Raw genomic sequence first — 18,287 nt, forward strand, 5'->3', positions numbered from 1 at the left:
TTATCTTTATAATCTAGCGGATTCTTTACCAAATTTTACCCTTAGCAGTTCCCAAGCGCTGGAATACCTGACAAAAAACATGACTAAAGAAACTTGTAATTTTTCCTCTAAAGATTGAAACCGTTGATCTCGAAAAACTTTAATTAAAAAATTAATAGGTGGGGTCAAATTATAACGTAAATACCCTAAAAATAATAATTGTTTTTGTAAGGAAGAAGTTAATGCTTTTGATTGTCTTTGAAAACTCCCTGAAGCTAAACGGATGGTTCTCTGATAAAGTTGTGACCAAGAATGTCGCGCAGGATGAAAAATACAGACTTCTTCAGCATAAATTTGTTCATATCCTTTCTCATAAACTCGATTTCCCCATTCTAAGTCACCATTAGATTTAAGACTGTCATCAAAGCAACCGACTTCATCGAAAATATGGCGATAGGTAAACACATTTGCGGTTGCAGCACCATGATATTCTGCTAATAGTTTCTCCTGGGGAAAAGCGGTAACACTTTCATATAATTCTATGGCAGTGGGTTGACTAGGATTTCTAAAAAAGAGTTCTATTTTTCCTGCTATTAGCCCACAATTTGGATTAGCTAATAAGGCATTTACACCATTTTTTAACCAGTTAATTGTGGGAATACAATCTGAATCTGTAAAGGCAATAATTTCTCCTTTTGCGATGGTTAAACCTTTATTTCTAGCAGCATAAGATCCTTGCTTTGCTTCATAGGTATAATGAGCTTGGGAAAATTGTGAAACAATATCTTTAATATTGTGTTCTTCATCAGAAGCATTATCAATAACAATTACTTCATAATTGTCAGTGGGATATGATTGATTTTCTAAGGCTTCTAAGCACTTTTTAAGCCTTAAACCATCATTGTAAACGGGAATGATGATAGAAACCATCGGAAAAACATTCATGAAAAAAGAACCTAAAATTGGCTAATGGTTAGCTTTAGTAAGAATTGATAAGTAGAACAGACAGATAAAGAAATAATGAGTCTGCCTGAATACTCTTATTTTTGTTAAACAACAACTTTAGAGTTGATGGACTTTGCTTTCGTAGAAGGAGAAACTAGAGTTTTCTTCTTCTTATCAGTAACAAAATCTTCGTGATAAGAGCGTTCCGTATTAACTTGCCACAAATCATGATTTGCTCCCATGATATTCTCCGCTGCTAAAAGAGCCGATAACATAGAATGATCTTGGTTATTATAACGGTGCATTCCATTACGACCAACGGTTTGCAAATTCTCAAAGGTACTCACATAATCTTGTAATACTTTTAAATGCTCTTTGTATTCACCGTCGTAAACAGGATAGGCTTTTTTCTGACGAATAACCGTACCATCTTCTACTTTACGGATATCATCAACTAATCCTAAATTAACGATTTCTTCACTGGCTAATCTAATTAAATCTTTGTTATCCATTTCCCATAAATCATCCCCTTCACTACAGAAATATTCCATTCCTAAGCAGGTTTTATTAATATCAGGAACCATCGCCGGACTCCAGTTCTTAAAGTTCTGAATGCGTCCTACTTTAAACTCAGGACTATGAATATAAATCCAATTATCAGGGAATAGGTCTTTTTGATCGACTACAATAGGAACAATCAGGAAATCGCGGTATTTCAAACTACGGGCAGCCTTAAGAACGTTTTCGGGGGGTAAAGGGTCTAAACGGTGCATTAAGGCAGCAACGGGCATGGTATTGATAAATTGATCCCCTTCAAGGGTCAAGGTTTTATCTCCTTGTTTAGCGATGATACGGGTAATACGTTTACCTTCTCGTTCGACTTTAATCACTTCAGTGTTTAAGTGAACAGGAGAACCGTGAGCATTCAATTTCTCTTGAAACCGTTCCCACATCATTCCTGGTCCTAAAATAGGGTAATCGAATTCTTTGATAAGAGTTTTGGTGTCATTGCTGCCAAATACAGCGTTAATGACTGCTTTTTTTAGGGATAATCCTTTAATTCGCTGTGCAGCCCAGTCTGCTCGAATTTGAGTACAGGGAATACCCCAAACTTTTTCGGTATAACTTTTAAAGAAGGTTTTGTATAACCGTTCTCCAAAGCGGTTTGTTACCCATTGTTCAAAATTCTCTTCTACGGGTAAGGGTTTAACCTTTACTTTGAAATAGCTATAAAGAATTAATAAACTGTGTAAAATTCCTAAATTGCTAACCGCATTCAAAGGTTCTAGGGGATAGCTGAAAAATTTGCTTTTGTAATAAATGCGAGACAGACGGGGAACTTTAATAAATTCGTCCCCTAACACTTCATACCAAAGATGTTGAACTTGAGGAACTTTGGTAAAAAAGCGGTGTCCACCGATATCAAAGCGATAATCTTTGTAGGTTTCGGTACGGGAAATACCGCCAACGCGATCGCCTTTTTCTAAGGTAACGGAATGGACTCCGTGTTTGGCTAATTGATAGGCTGCGGTTAACCCAGCCGGTCCCCCACCAATAACAACAGTTAAGGGAAAATTGTGATCAGGGTGGGAGTAGGAATGATTAATGTTAGTAACTTGCATGAATCCGAAATATATTGTAACAAAAATGAGTGTTTAAGTATCTTAACGAATATTAGGCTTGATTCGGCAAAATAGGTCGATTTCTCTTTAATTTATGCTTAACTGTTCCGATGACAAAGGCTAATCCACTGTAAAAGTAGTAAAACCAATGCCAAGGAAGTATTGCCAAAGTAAAGATGAAACCGCGTTTTTTGAGAAAAAATTGATAAACTGGCCAATTAAGTACGATTAGCCCAATTATGAGTAATCCTCCCAAGAATAACACGGGAGGAAACCAAAAGCTGGTCAGAAGGGAAATTAGCAACAGGTAGATAAAAATAACGCTGAGACGACTTGACCATTGCAAGTTTAAATCGTTAACAAAATTGCGATCGCGATGAATCAATTCTGTCCAAGGTAAGGCACGATAGAAAAAGTCGGCTCTGAGTAAAGAGTAAGGAGTCCACCGTTTGAGATGTTTAACGTATATATCTTTACAAAGACGAATCTGATAACCTGCAGCTTTTAAGCGGTAACCAAGTTCGATGTCTTCAATACAAGGACGACGATAACTTTCGTCAAATCCCCCCATTTTCCAGAAGATATCCCGTCTAATCGCGCCACAAGCTCCCCAAAAGGTTGAAGCTTCTTCTGAGCCGATTTGATGATTATAGTGATGGAATAAATTTTTGTACTGGGAGAGAAAATTAGAAGCTCCTGGTTGATCATCATAAGAACCAATCAAAGCAGCCACGTGAGGATTTAAGGCAAAGACTTGATCAATCTTTTCGAGGGTATCCTCATGAATAGTCACATCAGCATCTGTAAAAAAGAGAATCTCGCCAGTTGCGACCTCAGCCCCTCGATTTCTCGCTACTGCTGGGCCTTGATTGGTTTTTAACTGTATTACCCTAGCACCGAATGATTCAGCGATTTTATAGGAATGGGGATCATCTCCATCTACTACGACAATCACTTGAGTCGGGGATAATCGGCTGTTTTTTAAACTAGCTAAACAGTCATAAAATGCTTGTCCGCCTTTATAGACAGGGATGATAATAGAAATAGGTAAGTCTGGGGTAGATAAATTTAGCATCAACCTTAACTTTGATGGTTATTTGTGTTTTGACAGGGTTGGATCAACCGATTTATGCTGAAGTAATCTTAATCAACAGTACCTGATGTCACCTCGTTAGTGAGATGAATTTAGAGAGGATTTTAAGGAGTTAGACTTGAAAATCGGTCTTTAAATTCAGCCTCTAAGGAGTTGCTCTTAGTGTTCAATCATTAGTGCAGTATACCTACTAATATTGAAGACTGTTTTTCACATAGCTTAATAGATAAAAGAAATTTCAGCAATAAATCTATCGATAGATGTTTTAAAAAAATATATGTGATATGATTTTATATTTTAGCTGCGAAATTTTCTAGTTATTACAAAAATAAGCTACAGCCATGTCATTTGTCATTGTTACTTTAGAAATTTTTTGGTTTTGTTTTGGAGGTAGTTTATTTGTCTATAATTCTTCCCGTCGGGTTTCTGAAGCATTATCTTTGGGAATTATTTTAGCATTTATCTTATTTTCAACGATTTTTCAAATTGCTTTTTTATTAGAAATTCCTAATCTTGCTTTTGTTCTTGAAGCCTTATTCTGTATTCTCATTTTAAGATTAGCATTCACAAAGAAAGCTGAAATTAAACTCATTCTATCAACTGTCAAACACTTCTTTTTTCACCATAAAATAATTTGTTCAATAATTTTCGTTTGCTGGGTTTATCTCTTTTTTCTAGCTACTATTATTCCTCCTAGTAATTGGGATAGTATGACTTATAATTTATCGAGGGTTTTGTTATTTCAGCAGGAAAATTCTTTACTCTTAGATAATGTGACGACACCTCGTCAAGCTATGTTTGTCATGGGATCTGATATATTAACTCATGCTTTTCTAAGATTTTATTCTGATTATGGAGTAGGATTATTTAGCTTTTTAGCTTATGTTAGTATTGCACTGGGAACTTACGCTTTATCTCGTAATTTTGCCTCGGTTAACATTAGTTTGCTCACTGCAATAATTATTATGGGGATGCCTGAATTATGTTTTCAAGCAACTTCGACAAAAAATGATATTTTTACTGGTGCAGCAGCCATATTTTGTTTACAAGTGGCTTACCGTTTTTTACAAGTATTAAATATTCAGGATTTATCATTATTGATTTTAGGAGCCTCATTTGGGGCTTCTGCAAAAACCACATTTTTAGTATTTTTGCTACCTTTTTCGCTATGTTTACTATACTTAATTTTTAAAAAATATAAGGTTCTGGATCTTTTAAATCTTCTGAGAACGAATTGGTTATATTTCATTATTTTGATTTTTCCCTCTTTAATTATGTCTCAGTTTTGGTTGTTTTTTCATAATGTCGTGACCCAAAACGATGCTACTGGATTAACCCAAAATAACTTTGTTAAACCCACTAGAATGAAAGGAATGTTTGCTAATTTAGTGAGATATCTCTTCCAAAGTTTTCATTTATTTCCTTTTGATTATATTGCTAAAGGAAGATTAAATATTAATATTGATAATTATCTAGAAAATTTATATCAGCTAATCTTTGAACCTTATTTTGGGAATACAAAAATGGGTTATGCTAACGGAAAACCCTATGGATTTTCTATACGGTTGTTTCCTCATGAAGATTATTCTTGGTATGGAATCGGTGGATTTTTCTTAGTTTTTCCTTCTCTTGTTATCTCACTTATTAAAGGTAATGATTTTTTAAGAGCCACAAGTGTCAGTTTAATCAGCTTTATGCTTATTGTTTGTTATTTAGTTCTTTGGACTCCTTGGAATAATCGTTACTTTAATCTATTTTTCACTGCTTCCGGTGTTTGTATCGCTTTTCTTCTAACATTAATAATTAATCTAAAAAGAAATTCAGTTATAAAAAAAAGTATGCTTTGGCTGTTTCTTTTTATTTTAATTAGCTCTTGTATTTTAAATTCTTCTAAACCTCTAGGAGGACTCTCGATTACAGAATTTTTTAAACCCAATATTTGGGTGAAAACTAATTTCGGACAAGATCGATTATATCATGTTAACAATTATTATAATGATGACAGAGTCACAATTTTTAAAACCTTAGTTCCAGATAACTCTAAAGTTGCTTTGATAGGGGGAGATAATAGTTGGATCTATCATTTTTATTTAACCAATCCCAAGGTTAAATTTGAACCAATAACATTATCTGAATTTAAGGACAATTACGCCACTTATGACTATCTTTTCTGTCTTGATGTTCAATGCGATCTCAGTGATCTTAATACTTTTTATGAAATATTATGGAGTAGTTCTAATGAATCTCGTAAACTAGGAAAAATAATATCTTTATCCCATAATTAAAAGCAAAATTTTTGAATTTATTATGCTATCTTTTCTAATCATTTGGTCTATTCTCCTGACCGTTTGTTTATTAATTGGTCTACTGGTTCTTAATGTGTTCGATGTTAAGGGGTTTTCTTTGCCAGGCGATCGCTTTATGATTTCAGTATGGTTAGGTATTATTATTCTTTGTGTCTGTTGTCTTGCTATTTCTTTAATCTTGCCGGTATCATCACAGGTTGGTTTATTGCTAGGTTGTATTTGCATAATCTTAGGATTGCTCTCACCAAAAACCCGACAAGATGTTTATCAATTATTGCGGTTACTTTCTCCTCAGATTATATTAAAAGTATTGCTAATTACCTTAGGTATTCTTATTTTTGCCACTCAACAAATTATTTGGTTTGATACTGGATTGTATCATTTAGGTTCTATAAATTGGATAGTGGAATTTGGTGCAGTACCTGGGAGCGGACTAATTAACTCAAAATTTGGCTTTACATCTTCTTGGTTCGCCTTTTCAGCCCCTCTTGTTTTAAATTGGAGTAGTGAAAGAATTGGAGCAGTTAGTAATGGATACTTAATGTTAATTTCTTTTTTTCATATTTTAATTGTTATTGAGCAATGTCGTAAAAATATTATCAATTTAGCCAATAAATTTATTGGCGCATTTTTAACAATAATTATGTTGATTTATATAATTGATAATGTCAATGGCAACAGTTTAATCTCTTTTTCTCCTGACATTTCAGTTGCTTTATTAATTGGTATTATTCCTTGGTCAATTTTACTTATAAGTTCTAATTCATCTTTTGTCAACGAAACATCAGATATTAATAGTAATTTAATTCCTTTGCTTTTAGCTGTGGGAGCAATAACTATTAAGTTAACAGGAATTCCTTTAGTTTTAATAGTGTTTCTATTTTTCTTATGGCAACATAAATTTAAAATAAAGCCTTTAGTTACTTCTTTGGTCTTAATAGTTATTCTGTTCATTCCTAATGTTTTCTTTGCCATCAAGACAACTGGTTGCCCTTTATACCCTTCACAGAGAATATGTTTTGAGCTACCCTGGACATTAAAATCAGAAGTAATAAAAGACGAAAAGAAGGAAATTATTGGAACGAATAAAAAAGCGAATAATCTTCATCCAATGATTCAATTAATGTCTGATCGATGGAAATGGTTTAAGTCTTCAAAAAAAATACAATTAACTGTCCTATTATATTTAATTTCCTTAGTTATTGGAACTTGGATGTTAACCCAAAAAAAAGAATCAAATAGGTTGCAAAATTTTCTTATATTTTTAGGTATTTCGGGAAGTAGTTTTATTATAGTGGTAATTCCTTTGATTAGATTCGGAATGGGTTATTTTTTATTAACTCCTAGTTTGTTTATGGCTAATCTTGTCAACCAAACTAATCGAATGCCGTTAAATATCTCTTCAAAAAAATATAAATATATAATCAGTTTAGGGTTGATTTTAATGATCACTATCTTATTAATACTTGGGCGAGAAAATATAGAAAATCGGTGGTTATTTTCTGAAAAATTACCTGAAACAAAATTAAGAACCGAAAAAATAAATAATCTTGAGTACACCTATCCAGCTAATTTCTCTATTCAATGTTGGGCTACTGAATTACCTTGTTCTCCTTTACCAATTAAGCAGAATATTAAGTTACGAGATCCAGAAAAAGGCATTGCTGCTGGTTTCAAATATATTGAGGTAGAATAATGATCTAAAAGCGATAACGATCGCTCTAAAAGATCAGGTTAAAGGGAATTGAGAGGTAGAGATGGAAAAAAAAACTAATAAGCCGTGATACTGGCACTAATTCTGCCTAAAATGATGGATAGAGTAAGTAGAAAAATTATGTCCAAAAATAACAACAGTGGTTTATTTATGGCAGGAGTCGTCCTGGGTAGTATGGTAGGGACAGTCACAGGATTGTTATTAGCTCCCCGTTCCGGACGAGAAACCCGACGTATAATCAGAAAATCAGCCGATGCTTTACCCGAAATGGCCGAAGACTTATCTACCACCGTGCAACTACAAGCCGATCGCCTCTCCGACTCAGCACAGAAAAATTGGGCTGGAACCTTAAGCCGACTCAAAGAAGCGATCGCTGCTGGTATTGAGGCCACTCAAATGGAAGTCCCTCCCCCAGACGCTCCCCGTGATATTACAGCAGAAACGAACTCTTCTAACAAGCATTAGGGAAAAAAATGATAAGCGATCCCTTATTTTGGCTTAGCTGTTCTCTATTTTTGATGGCACTGAGTCTAACGGCAGTTTTAATTGTAGCGATCCCTGTCTTACAAGAGGTAGCCAGGGCTGCCCGTAGTGCCGAAAAATTGTTTGATACCTTACATCAAGAATTTCCCCCTACGTTACACTCAATTCGTTTGACGGGCTTAGAAATTACCGAGTTGACCGATGAGATTGATAGTGGAGTCAAAAGTGCCTCAGACATCATTAAACAAGTCGATAACAGTCTCAATGTTACCCAAACACAAATGAAGAAGGTACAAACCGGAACCCGTCGCTTGGTGAGGGGCTTTCAGGTGGGTTGGAAAACTTGGAATCGTTCTTCTTTAGAAACCGGAGACAATGATAAATCTTAATCTTTGTGTAAAAAAATGTAAATAAATATAAAATTGATTAATATTTATTTAAGTGTTGACAATTGGTTGAATAACAAAATCCTATGCAACAACGTGGTTTAAAATCTGTGTTCCGTTCCTTACTGGCTTCTCTTTTGGGCGTGACTCTTTTGGTGTTTTCTCCTTCAACAGCCTTAGCGGTGAATAATCCTGAATTATTACCGGATCAAGTGACTCCGGTGGTAGATTTAGCTAATTTTCTGCCCGATCTACAAGAAGAATCCTTAATTGAAGATATAGAAACCTTTGAACTAGATACCGGGTGGAGAATTCGGGTTTTAACCCAATACGATCGCTCTCCGGGTCGCGCGGTGATTAATTTTTGGGGGTTAGATGATAAAAGTATCCTCTTAGTGGCTGATTCCCGTGGGGGAAATATTCTCTCTTTTAGCATTGGAGACGATGTTTATGAATTACTGCCGAGAACGTTCTGGATCGAATTACAAGCCCGTTTTGGTAATATGTACTATGTGCAGGAAAACGGGGAAAACACCTCGATTCTCAACGCCCTAGACACAGTAAAAGGGTGTTTAGTCCAAGGAGGTTGTGGCGTTGTGCCAGGTTTACCCAGAGAGCAATGGATTCTCACCTTGATTACCTCTATTGTCGGGGGCTTAGTCTTCGGATTTGCAGGAACCCCTCGCAAACCCGATCAAATATTTGCTTGGCAGTGGGTTCTGATTATTTCACCTTTATGGGGTATCCTCTTTATTGCCTTTGGTATCGGTCCAGTGGTCACGAGAACCTCTGATTGGTTACCCTTATTCCGCAATGTCATGGGCTTTGCCTTAGGCGTTTTAGTGGCTTATCTGTCTCCTGTGTTAAATCAACCCCCTGCTTCAAATCCTAATACTTAATTTTTATTATTTGTGCTAATGATGGAATGGCACGTTAGTGATGCTCAAAGTTTAGCAATGATCGACAGGGAAATCGGCCAAACGGTTATCTCTCCTGCTGAGTATGAAATTGTACGGCGAGTCATTTATCAAACCGCCGACTTTGACTATCTTTCTTTATTGCGTTTTTCCGAGAGGGCTTTGCAATCTGGGGCTGCGGCTTTAGCAGCCCGTAGCACTATTGTTGTTGATGTCCCGATGGTACAAGTCGGTATCGTGCCAAATCTTCAGGATACGTTTGCCAATCCGGTTTATTGTAGTACCCAAACCATTACCCGTCCCCAGAAAGGAAAAACGACTACCGCTTGGGGTATCGAAACCTTAGCAAAACGTTATCCTGAAGCCATTTTTGTCATTGGAGACTCCCAAACGGCTTTAACTGCTTTAGTGGAATTAGTCGAAGAAGAAGAGATTAAACCTGCTTTGGTAATTGGAACCCCTGCGGGGTTTATTGGGGCAGATGTAGCAAAAGAACGGTTACACGATGCCCAAATTCCTAATATAACGGTTAATGGACGTAAAGGAAGTGCTGTGGTGGCAGTGGCTATTATTAATGGTTTACTAAACTTAGCTTGGCAAGCTTATGGTCAGTCCGAAAGTGGGGCAAGTTAAGGTTTGTTTAAAATGATCAATACTAAAATGGGTAGTTAACTCTGAACCAAGATCATCCGTTAACTGAAAAATTAAATCACAGCTTAATAACTAATTCCTGTTCTATGGCTTCTCGGTAAGTATCTACCACATGATTGAGTAATAATTCCCCAAATTGGTTAAGAAACGACCATTCTTGTCCGACGTGAAGATAATGTTTTCCCATTCTCAAAGAAGGCACTAAAGGGACAGTATCGGCCAAATTCACGACACGATAGGAGTTAGGTAACAGTTGGTTGTATTTTTTCACAAAAATAGGATCGCCTACCCTCGGGCCAGCATAAGTATACAGTTGAATTTGTTTGGAAAGTTGGGGATGTTTCAGAGCAATATCAAAAGCTGCGACAGTGGCAATGGCAGCACCCAGACTATGGCCTGTGATATAACAAGGAATGGATGGATCTAATTGTTGAACAATCGTTGAAGGTAAGGGATTAATCATTTTGGTGGCCATGTTGAGAAAACCCTGATGAACCCATCCATAGGATTGATTATTAATAGGATTAATGTAATTTTCTTGAATGCTGTTAAGATTGTTTACCCACTCTGCTTTGGTTTGAGTGCCTCGAAAAACAATGATATTTTCCTCTTGTGAGGTTAACACAAAGCCAAAATAGACAGAACGACGGTGAAAACCTTGAATTAGGGTAGGTAGGGACTCTTCAACCACTTCCCTCAACGCTCGGATCTTTTTTCCCAATGGTGTTAAAGTCCATCCTGGGGTGGGTTGAAAATTGAGATCGAATACATCTTCAATAATGTCTTGTTCAGAAGTAAAGTTAATGATTTGTTTGTATTTCTCGAAATCTTCGCTATACTCTGGTAGAGAGGTAATTTCTCCTTGATAGTCAGGATTTTTGCTTCCTGTGTTGAACTGCTGAACCGCTAATTTACAACAGCGAATCAACAGTTTAGACATTTCTGGGTTGTAAGGAATGGTGGGTGAGGTAGGAGCAACGGAATTAGCGATCGCTTTAATTTCTTTGACCAATTCTTGCCATTGTTTTTCTGAAGTGTAGGCAGATTCGAGGATACTTGCTTTTTCACCTAAAGTAACTTCGGATAAGGTTTCAACTGACTCATTAAGTGAGAGAATTTTTTTGCGTCGTAACTCTTCTCGGATACTTCTAGTTAATATTCCTATCCCTAATGTGGCTAACAACAAGTGACGACGGTTAAATTGTCTCCATCTCATCAGATGATTGTCTCCCTAATTAATAATAGTTAGCTGATTATTTTTGGTGTTCTTTAGATAAAGGTAATTGATGCCAAGCTCGTCGCAAAGATTGTTCATGAATTCGTTGAGCATTCAAATAATAAAGATCAGTGATTCTGCCGACCGTTAATGTGAACATTAAATAGGATGCAGAGGTTGCCCAACTGGTAATGATGGGAATAAAAAATAGACCAAGCGCATAAATAATGATATAAGACATTAACATGGTTCCCAACGCTCCCAAAAACCCTAAAATACTGAATATGATTGTTACTACATTTTGTCCTTTAAGATATCTCCATTCAGCACCAATATCTCTAATCATTTTCCCGTTTAAAATAATTAAAGCTATAAGTTTAAGTTCTAAAAGCCAAGGAAAGGGAGGAATAGAACCAATCACAGCAGCTCCCAGTGAATAATCAATAATTAAAACACGAACTTTTGAATGAATACTCAGAACGGTTTTTAGTCCGATTATTGTTGACTGAAAGTTAGGTGGATTCTGTGATGGTTCTTTTTGTTCTGCCATGATAAATTAAAGAATAACTTTTCCCTGAGTTAATTAATTTTTAAGAGCAAGGAAAGTTGATTTTACAGGGAATATGTAATTGAGCAGTTACTAAATTATCAGGGGTTAAAATTTATTATCAACGACTCATTCAGCAACGCCAATTTCCCAAGTCAGCTTATCAAGATACCTCTGGAGTTTCAACCACTGTTGATTCTGAAGATTTAAACACTATTCTTAGAAGGGGAGGTGCTAAGAAAGTTGTGAAAATTACCATTAAAATAATGCCTACATCAATGGATGGAGGAAGTACGCCGGTAGCAGCACCTAAACCAGCAAAAACCAATCCGACTTCCCCTCTGGGTATCATTCCTGTACCAATTGCAATACGGTTTACTTTTTCTTCTGAGAAGGCAAAGAAACCAGACGTGACCTTTCCGATAATAGCAACGACAATCAAAAAAGCTGCAATAATTAAACCCTCTCGGTTGGCAGGAACTGAAGGATTTAAAATGCTAAGATCGGTTTTAGAACCAATAGAAACAAAAAATACAGTAGCCAAAAGATTTACGAGAACACTTGACCGTTCTATAAAGATTTCCTTATATTTGGTGCTACTTAAAACTAAACCAGCAGCAAAAGCTCCCAAAATACTTTCTAATCCGATTGAACCAGCAATAACACTCATTAACAAGAGTAGGGTAAATGCTCCTCGTCCGATACTTTTGGGCGACTTTAATTTCTCTGACTGTTCAACAAACCAAGAACCAAAAAATTGGTTCATTAAAACAGCAAGCATAATAAAAGAAGCCGCAATCAAAATTAAACTAATGCCATTGCCAACATCAATTTTCCCCGTTTCGACGATACTAATTATCACTGCTAGAATAACGATTCCGAGAATATCATCAATAATAGCAGCACCTAAAATAATTTGACCTTCTTTAGATTTAAGTACCCCCATATCTTGCATCACTTGTGCTGTAATACCAATACTGGTGGCGGTTAAAGCGGCTCCAGCAAATAATGCCGGCAGAGTGGCAACATGAAATAGAAGGGTTAAGCCGAAAAAACCTAAAACAAAAGGAAGACCAAAACCAACGATGGCGACCATTGCTGATTGCAATCCAACTTTTAACAAATCTTCTAGGTCAGATTCTAAACCAATAGTAAATAATAATATCCCGACCCCCAATTCAGCATAATTTTCAAAAATTGTCTTAACCGGCCCATCGAATACTTCCTTGATTACCTCTAAATCAACATGAGTCAGTGAATGAATCAAGCTGATGAACGAAGTATTAACTTCACCACCTTCTAAAACTAGAATATGTAATCCGGAAATCCCAATCACTAAACCGGCGATTAAATTCCCTAACACTGATGGTAATCCAACTCTAGCTGCTAATTCTTCAAACACAGCACTGGTAAGCAATAAAGCCAGACCGGTAAGTCCAATGGCAATTGCTAGGGCTTTTCCAAAACCTTCTCCTTCTATGGCAACAGCCAAAAGGGAAGTGGAGGAATTTAACCATCCCACAGACAATAATAAACTTTGTAGCATTGTTATTTATAAACTGAAGATTTTTACGAATCGCAATCATATTGTAGTTGTTACAATCGAACATTGACATTGAGACTAGCTATGACAGCCTCAGCAGCAGATTCTCCTGTACGCACAGCTCCATCAAAAAATCCTGGCCAGCGATCAGCAATTTCTGAACCGGCCCAATGAATGCGTCCTGTCGGAGCGGAAAGGGTATAGCCAAAGCTTGTCCATACCCCAGGGGGCATAAAGGCGGCATAACCTCCACCGATCCATTGATTCGTCGGCCAGTCTACAATATCAAAAGTATTTGCAGACAAAGCCTCATCCCCTAAATAAGCGGCTAGATCAGATAAGATCACAGAGCGACGTTCAGACTCATTAAGCTGTTGCCAGCGATGATAGCGATCGCCTACCACAAAAGTTGCAATTACTCCTTTACCACTTCTGGGATCGGAGCTATCAGCAAATAACTCGATCCACTCTGTGTTTCCCATACCGACACCAGCTAGTCCTTTTTCTCGCCAAAATGGTGTCTCATATGAAATCAACAATTTAGCTAAGGTTCCCATAGGAAACCTTTGGGTAAGTTGTTGTCGTGCTGCTGGTAGGGGTGGCTCATAAACAATACGGCCTGCCAGATGGGGCGGCATCGCAACAATGACGAATCTTGCTCTGTAGACTTTTTTTAGGGTTTCTAGGCAAATTCCAGTTTCATCTTGACTAATCTTAACAACAGCTTCATTGAGGTGAATGGGATTGTTTAGTTCTGCTGCAATTTTTTGAGGAATTTGTCCTGCTCCATCATGGATTAGTTCAGCCTCAGGATGCTCAGACTGAGAGGCACAGCGATTTCCCCAAAGGACGTGCAACAGAGAAACTTGCCCAGGTTCTGCTGGACCTAGAAATCCAACAGCGCGAACCATGTAGGCAAAATACCATCGACCAAAATCTGTTTTCGTGTTCTCCTCAATCCATTGAGCAAAGGTTTGAGAATCCAATTTTGAATTTTCGGCGTTACGTTCAGGATGACCCGGTGTCATTGCAGTTGAAAGCTCATTAAAACGATTCCAGGCTTCTGTGGCATCCTGCCATTCTTCTTCACTAATATCTGGTCTTTCTCCTTCAAAAAACCCTTGAAAGAATCCGTTGAATTGAAAACGTTGTCCCTCGTATAAAAGGACGGTTTGACCCTCTAGAGGAGAAGGAAAGCGAAGAATTTGATATTCATTGAGTAGGGCAAGAAATCGGTCTTGAGTTGGCCCAACCCACTGACCTCCGAAGTCAACATATTGATCTGGGGCAACATAACGCCCATACATTCGCCCACCAATACGTTCTTGCGCTTCTAAAACTAAAACTTGATAACCTGCTCTTTGAAGGTTGCGAGCAGCGACGAGTCCTGATAATCCTGCTCCCACAACGATACAATCATAGAAAACTTTCTCTAAATTTGACATAACTTAATGTAATGAAAGCGTGGATATATAATTCTTTTAATCAGTCTGATTTAATTGTATCTTACTTATGTTTCCTAGAAATTAAATATTAAATTGTTGGTCAAGGCTTCTTAGGAACTCACCATAATTGATTATGGTTAGCATCGAGTAAACTATCAAATTCTCAAGAAAATTTAAAATAAATTTTTCTTAACCTCAAAAACTAAAAACACTTATACAATAATGTCAAACTATTTTATTAGTTTTATGATGGTTTCCACGTTTGGTCGGACAGAAATAGTGATGTAAAAATTAAAGATATTTAAAGAAATGAGGTGCGCTATTAACGCACCTTAAACCTTACTAAAATTCCCCAACTAAAGCAGCATTACACCGTTCGCAAATGGTAGGATCATCTTTAAATTCTCCGACTTTTGTAGAATAGTTCCAACAGCGATCGCATTTTTCTCCTTCTGCTTTAATAACCCCCACAGAAACTAAGTCGGACTCACTTTGATAGTCTGCTTTTTTAATACTATCTAAACTATCAACTAATTCCACTTGAGAGGTTAAGACAAAATAGCGTAATTCATCCACATGATTTCCCGTTAAACTATCAGCAGGATTGAATTTTTCTAATTTTTGTCTTAATTCTTGATCCCGAACGTAAAGTAACACTTTCGCATCTAAAGATGATCCGATCGCTTTTTCTTTTCTGGCTAATTCTAGGGCGTTGTTTACTTCGTTTCTCATTGCCCTGATTTTTGTCCAGGAAGCGGATAATTCTGGGTTTTCCCACTGTTTTGATGTTTTCACCCATCCGGCTTCAAAAACGGATTTTTGAGGGGTTTCGTAGGGTAAAAATTGCCAAATATCTTCGGCCATGTGACATAATACAGGGGCGATCGCTTTTGCTAAATTTTCAATAGCCACTGCTAGTACAGTTTGACAACTACGACGACGCATGGACTCAGGATGAGAAATATAGAGTCTATCTTTGGCAATATCGAGATAGAAATTAGATAAATCTACCACACAGAAATTTTGTACCGTTTGGAAGAAACGGAAGAATTGATAAGTTTCAAACGCATCAGTCACTTCTGTAAAGACTTCGCTGATACGATGTAACATATAACGATCTAATTCGGGTAATTCTTCATAGCTTACCGCATCTTTATTGGGATCAAAATCGTGTAAGTTACCGAGTAAAAATCGGGCGGTGTTGCGAATCTTACGATAAATATCAGATAACTGTTTAAGGATGGTTTTACCGATAGGAACATCTGAAGAATAATCTACTGATGATACCCATAATCTTAACACATCTGCCCCATAAGGAGGATCTTGTTTCTGGTTGTTGCCTCCATTAATAATAACCTTTGGATCGACAATATTTCCCAATGACTTACTCATTTTATATCCTTTTTCATCTAAGACGAAACCATGGGTTAATACTGTTTTATAAGGGGCAATTTCATTAACAGCGACACTGGTTAATAAACTAGACTGAAACCAACCCCGATGTTGATCACTTCCTTCTAAATAAATATCAGCAGGATACTTTAATTCTGGTCTTTGTTTTGCTACTGAAGCCCAAGAAGATCCAGAGTCAAACCAGACATCCATGGTATCAGTTCCTTTACGATAGTTGTGGGCATCTGCTTTATATTTCTCAGGTAATAACTCTTCTACAGACATCTCCCACCAAGCGTCTGAGCCTTTTTCAGCAAAAATTGTCTGAATATGGTTAATGGTTTCTTCTGTTAGTAAAGGTTCATTGGTTTCGTTATGATAAAAAACAGGAATCGGTACACCCCAATTCCGTTGACGAGAAATACACCAATCTGAGCGATCGCTAACCATTGGCGTGATTCTATTTTCTCCTTGTGCAGGAATCCATTGCACTGTTTTAATAGCAGTTAAAGCAGCATCACGGAATCCTTTTACAGAAGCAAACCATTGTTCAGTGGCTCTAAAAATGGTCGGTTTTTTGGTGCGCCAATCATAAGGATATTTATGTTGATAGGCTTCTTCTTTTAATAATGAGCCTTTTTCTTTTAACTCATTAATAATGACTTCGTTGGCATCTTTGAGAACATTTAACCCGGCAAATTGTCCAGCCTCTTCGGTAAAGTTTCCTTTAGCATCCACAGGAGACAAAACCCCTAAACCATACCGTTGTCCTACCATATAATCTTCTTGTCCGTGACCCGGTGCAGTATGAACTAAACCGGTTCCTGACTCAGTGGTAACATAGTCACCGCCGATGAGAATTTTACTCTCTCTATCGTATAAAGGATGACGATAAATGGTATGTTCTAAGGCTTTTCCTGGGAGAGTTGCTTTTACCGTTAACTCAGTTTCAAAGGTAGTGGATAACCGTTCTACTAAATCAGCAGCAACAATTAAATATTGATACTGACAAACATCAGAACTCTGTTCGACTACCGCATAATTGAGATCAGGATTAAGGGCAACCGCTAAGTTTCCCGGAAGAGTCCAAGGGGTAGTTGTCCAGATAGCAACTCCCAAATTGTTTAAGAAAGGTTGTAAAATTTCTGCTGCATCTTTTGAAGCGTTAATGATAGGAAAAGCAGCAAAAATACTTCTTGATGTATGACCTTCAGGATATTCTAATTCTGCCTCAGCTAAAGCGGTTTGAGAACTGGGACTCCAATGAACCGGTTTAAGTCCTCGATAAATGTACCCTTTTAAGACCATTTCCCCAAAGACCCCAATTTGTGCGGCTTCGTATTCAGGGGTTAAGGTTAAATAGGGGTTTTCCCAGTCTCCCCACACGCCGAACCGTTTGAACCCTTCAGCTTGTTCTTGTTGGGTTTTAAGGGCAAAATCACGGGCTTTATGGCGTAATTTGAGAGGGGTTAACCCTTCCCTCTCTTTTGACTTCATACTTTGTAATACTTTGAGTTCGATGGGGAGTCCGTGACAGTCCCAACCAGGAACATAACGAACTTTATAACCTCGCAATAGTTTATATTTATTGATAATGTCTTTGAGGGTTTTGTTTAAGGCGTGGCCCATATGTAGGGAACCGTTGGCATAGGGGGGGCCATCGTGAAGGACAAATACGTCTTCGGGGTTTTCTTGAGATAGTTTCTCATAAATTTGATGATCTGCCCAAAATTGCTGTAATTCGGGTTCTCGCTTCACCGCATTAGCCCGCATACTAAAATCAGTCTTGGGTAGGTTTACCGTATCTTTGTAGCTTTTGGGTTCTGTCACAGTAGTAATTAGAAATTATTGTATTGTTTCACTCCTTTTTATGATATTACATTGGAATTAGTCATTGAACCCTAAAAAGTATTTTCTATAAATACAAGCCTTGCTACCACTTATCAATCACTTTATTTTGAATAAAAAATATCAAAATAATTCTCTGATTGTTGATCTAAAAATAACTAAGATGATGGAGAAAGTCCATCACTATTTTAGTCCGATTA

14 protein-coding genes are annotated in these 18,287 nt (G+C 37.1%); 6 read left to right on the forward strand and 8 right to left on the reverse strand.

All coding sequences use genetic code 11. The features are described 5' to 3' along the window. Positions 1–6: 6 nt before the first annotated feature. From C4E06_RS00285 to C4E06_RS00295, 3 genes are all read right to left on the reverse strand, one after another. On the reverse strand, positions 7–924 hold the full coding sequence (locus tag C4E06_RS00285) for a glycosyltransferase family 2 protein (RefSeq protein ID WP_107666244.1): 918 nt from the start codon (positions 922–924) through the stop codon (positions 7–9). A gap of 104 nt (positions 925–1,028) precedes the next feature. After that, complete coding sequence (locus C4E06_RS00290; protein WP_107666245.1) at positions 1,029–2,546, reverse strand: NAD(P)/FAD-dependent oxidoreductase; 1,518 nt, start codon at positions 2,544–2,546, stop codon at positions 1,029–1,031. A 52-nt stretch (positions 2,547–2,598) separates the two neighbouring features. Then, positions 2,599–3,621 (reverse strand): glycosyltransferase family 2 protein, encoded by a 1,023-nt coding sequence (locus C4E06_RS00295; protein ID WP_107666246.1) that lies wholly within the window; start codon positions 3,619–3,621, stop codon positions 2,599–2,601. Between the two features lie 458 nt (positions 3,622–4,079). Between C4E06_RS00295 and C4E06_RS00300 the strand changes: the two genes are divergently transcribed. From C4E06_RS00300 to C4E06_RS00325, 6 genes are all read left to right on the forward strand, one after another. After that, a complete protein-coding gene (locus tag C4E06_RS00300; protein WP_157951093.1) occupies positions 4,080–5,924 on the forward strand; it encodes a glycosyltransferase family 39 protein in 1,845 nt (614 codons plus the stop codon). A gap of 22 nt (positions 5,925–5,946) precedes the next feature. After that, entirely contained in the window at positions 5,947–7,641 is a 1,695-nt protein-coding gene (locus C4E06_RS00305) for a hypothetical protein (RefSeq protein ID WP_107666248.1), read from the forward strand. Between the two features lie 138 nt (positions 7,642–7,779). Then, entirely contained in the window at positions 7,780–8,124 is a 345-nt protein-coding gene (locus C4E06_RS00310) for a YtxH domain-containing protein (RefSeq protein WP_107666249.1), read from the forward strand. An 8-nt stretch (positions 8,125–8,132) separates the two neighbouring features. Further along, the gene (locus tag C4E06_RS00315) at positions 8,133–8,531 is read left to right on the forward strand and encodes a hypothetical protein (RefSeq protein WP_198648174.1); all 399 of its coding nucleotides are present in this window, start codon (positions 8,133–8,135) and stop codon (positions 8,529–8,531) included. An 83-nt stretch (positions 8,532–8,614) separates the two neighbouring features. Continuing rightward, positions 8,615–9,427, forward strand: a complete 813-nt coding sequence (locus C4E06_RS00320) for a TPM domain-containing protein (RefSeq protein WP_107666250.1) — start codon at positions 8,615–8,617, stop codon at positions 9,425–9,427. A gap of 21 nt (positions 9,428–9,448) precedes the next feature. Then, a complete protein-coding gene (locus C4E06_RS00325) occupies positions 9,449–10,078 on the forward strand; it encodes a precorrin-8X methylmutase (RefSeq protein WP_107666251.1) in 630 nt (209 codons plus the stop codon). Between the two features lie 76 nt (positions 10,079–10,154). Here the strand turns inward: C4E06_RS00325 and C4E06_RS00330 are convergent, their stop codons facing one another. From C4E06_RS00330 to ileS, 5 genes are all read right to left on the reverse strand, one after another. Next, positions 10,155–11,312: a lipase family protein gene (locus C4E06_RS00330; protein ID WP_107666252.1), complete on the reverse strand. Its 1,158-nt coding sequence runs from the start codon at positions 11,310–11,312 to the stop codon at positions 10,155–10,157. A gap of 37 nt (positions 11,313–11,349) precedes the next feature. Further along, positions 11,350–11,862 (reverse strand): hypothetical protein, encoded by a 513-nt coding sequence (locus C4E06_RS00335; RefSeq protein ID WP_107666253.1) that lies wholly within the window; start codon positions 11,860–11,862, stop codon positions 11,350–11,352. A gap of 160 nt (positions 11,863–12,022) precedes the next feature. Further along, entirely contained in the window at positions 12,023–13,405 is a 1,383-nt protein-coding gene (locus C4E06_RS00340) for a cation:proton antiporter (protein ID WP_107666254.1), read from the reverse strand. A 50-nt stretch (positions 13,406–13,455) separates the two neighbouring features. Then, the gene (locus C4E06_RS00345; RefSeq protein WP_107666255.1) at positions 13,456–14,847 is read right to left on the reverse strand and encodes a flavin monoamine oxidase family protein; all 1,392 of its coding nucleotides are present in this window, start codon (positions 14,845–14,847) and stop codon (positions 13,456–13,458) included. Between the two features lie 342 nt (positions 14,848–15,189). Continuing rightward, positions 15,190–18,069 carry an isoleucine--tRNA ligase gene (ileS, locus tag C4E06_RS00350; RefSeq protein WP_107666256.1) on the reverse strand — a complete coding sequence of 960 codons (2,880 nt, stop codon included), beginning with the start codon at positions 18,067–18,069 and terminating at the stop codon, positions 15,190–15,192. Positions 18,070–18,287 lie beyond the last annotated feature (218 nt).

The sequence above is a fragment of the Cyanothece sp. BG0011 genome (genome assembly GCF_003013815.1).
GTDB lineage: Bacteria > Cyanobacteriota > Cyanobacteriia > Cyanobacteriales > Microcystaceae > Crocosphaera.